The organism is Bacillus sp. LK2 (assembly GCF_001043575.1).
Lineage (GTDB): Bacteria > Bacillota > Bacilli > Bacillales > Bacillaceae_G > Bacillus_A > Bacillus_A paramycoides.
This window is the reverse complement of record NZ_LDUK01000074.1, coordinates 1-1,984: the sequence shown is the minus strand read 5'-3', so window position 1 is coordinate 1,984 and position 1,984 is coordinate 1. Positions and strand designations below refer to the sequence as shown.

General features: G+C 38.4%; 2 protein-coding genes and 1 pseudogene. All 3 read left to right on the top strand.

Annotation, left to right across the window (positions count from 1 at the left end; genetic code table 11):
- Positions 1-251 (top strand): annotated as a pseudogene (locus VK90_RS30435) (hypothetical protein); the annotation flags it as partial.
- Positions 252-555: 304 nt separating this feature from the next.
- Positions 556-981, top strand: a complete 426-nt coding sequence (locus tag VK90_RS26485; protein ID WP_048376513.1) for a phage holin family protein — start codon at positions 556-558, stop codon at positions 979-981.
- Positions 981-1,955, top strand: coding sequence for a glycoside hydrolase family 25 protein (locus tag VK90_RS26480; protein ID WP_048376512.1), 975 nt, complete (start codon positions 981-983; stop codon positions 1,953-1,955). The genes VK90_RS26485 and VK90_RS26480 overlap by 1 nt, the downstream gene beginning before the upstream one ends.
- Positions 1,956-1,984: the final 29 nt, after the last annotated feature.

Sequence of the window (1,984 nt, the reverse complement as noted above, 5' to 3'; positions counted from 1 at the left end):
GCTCTTTATTTTGGAATCGGGGCAATAGTTGGGTAAAGGTAGAACATTTTAGTTTCTGGCCATTCAAAGCGGTATCAAAATATCCAGAAGGATGGGGAGTAAATTATTACGATGGTATTGATGGTCAATATAAAGGTACAATTTCCTCAAAAGCACCTTTCATGATTTATGCTCGTCAAGAAGGATGGATCGATATTGGTAATAATAGTTGGGCACCTGAAAAACATTTTGATATTTTAGATATTCGATAAAAAAACAATCCCAATAGAAGCTATTTTTTATGTTTTATAAAAATAGAAAAATTGGTTAAATAGTGGCTCATTGCTTATTCAAAATAAGCACCTAGCTTCGGTATTAATAAATATTCAGCGCCAGGTGCTTCAGCTGGAAGCTACTTAGGCAGAGTGGATGGCTATCTTCCGTATGACATTTACTCTCGCAAAGATGGTTGGAGTGACATTGGTCAAAACACTTGGGTAGAAGGGAAACACTTCGATATTCGATAATAGCATAGCCGACCTTTGTGGGTCGGCCTTTTTTTAAGGAGTGTAACAAATGAATCAAATTAATATATTAACAAAATCGTTTATAGCTACATTAGGTGGCTTTTGTGGATATTTCTGGGGGGGCTGGGATGCGGTTTTGAAAATATTGGTAATAATGGTAGCGATTGATTATATCACAGGCATGATTGCAGCAGGATATAACGGAGAATTGAAAAGTAAAGTTGGTTTCAAAGGCATTGCCAAAAAGGTAGTGCTTTTTTTATTAGTTGGGGTGGCTGCGCAGTTGGACAACGTAATCGGTAGCAATAGCGCTATTCGTGAAGCAACTATCTTTTTCTTTATGGGTAATGAGCTTTTATCAATCCTAGAAAATGCAGGGCGTATAGGAATCATGTTACCTTCTGCATTAATAAATGCTGTTGAAATTTTGGGTGGCAAACAAAAACAAGAAGAGAAAAAAGGGGATGTTCAATAATGGGACACATTGTAGATATTTCAAAATGGAATGGTGATATTGAGTGGTCAGTTGCGGCCCCGCAACTTGATTTAGTGATTGCACGTGTACAGGATGGCTCAAACTATGTAGATCCAATGTATAAATTATACGTGGCTTCTATGAAGTCTCATAGCGTACCATTCGGAAACTATGCTTTCTGTCGTTTCGTATCTGTAGAAGATGCTAAAAAAGAAGCACAGGACTTTTGGGCGCGTGGAGACAAAGACGCATTATTTTGGGTTGCAGATGTAGAACAGGAAACGATGGGTAACATGGCAGCAGGTTCACAAGCTTTCATTGATGAGTTATATCGTTTAGGTGCTAAAAAAGTAGGTTTCTACGTAGGTCATCATATGTATGAACAATTCGGTATGTCTAAAGTGAAAGCAGACTTTACGTGGATTCCTCGTTATGGTGGAAATAAACCAGCATATCCATGCGATATCTGGCAATACACTGAAACGGGACAGGTACCTGGAATTGGTAAGTGTGACTTAAATCTATTAGTAGGAGATAAACCACTTTCTTGGTTTATTGGACAAAAACCGAATGTTTCGCAACCAATTGGGATTGGAATTGCAAAGTCTAAGTATCCCGAAGGATGGGGTATTAATTTATATAGTAGTCCTAATAGTGACGCTTCGTTTACGGGCAATATCATTAATACTAAAATGCCGTATTTAATTGTGGATGCAGCTTGGTTCGATGAAAAACCAATGATTTGTCTTGGAAAAGAGGCATGGGCTGCACTGGAGCACTTTGAGGTGGATTGGTTCTTTGCGTATTCTAAATATCCAGCAGGTTACGGCATTAACACATATGATGGTCCAAATGGGAACTATACAGGAAATGTAGATGGATCTACCCCATATCGTGTGTCTGGCCGAAAAGATGGGTATTTAGACATCGGCGGAAATAGATGGTTAAAAGAAGAGCATTTTAATGTTCGATGAGAATAAAGGGTTAGAGCTACTCGTATGAG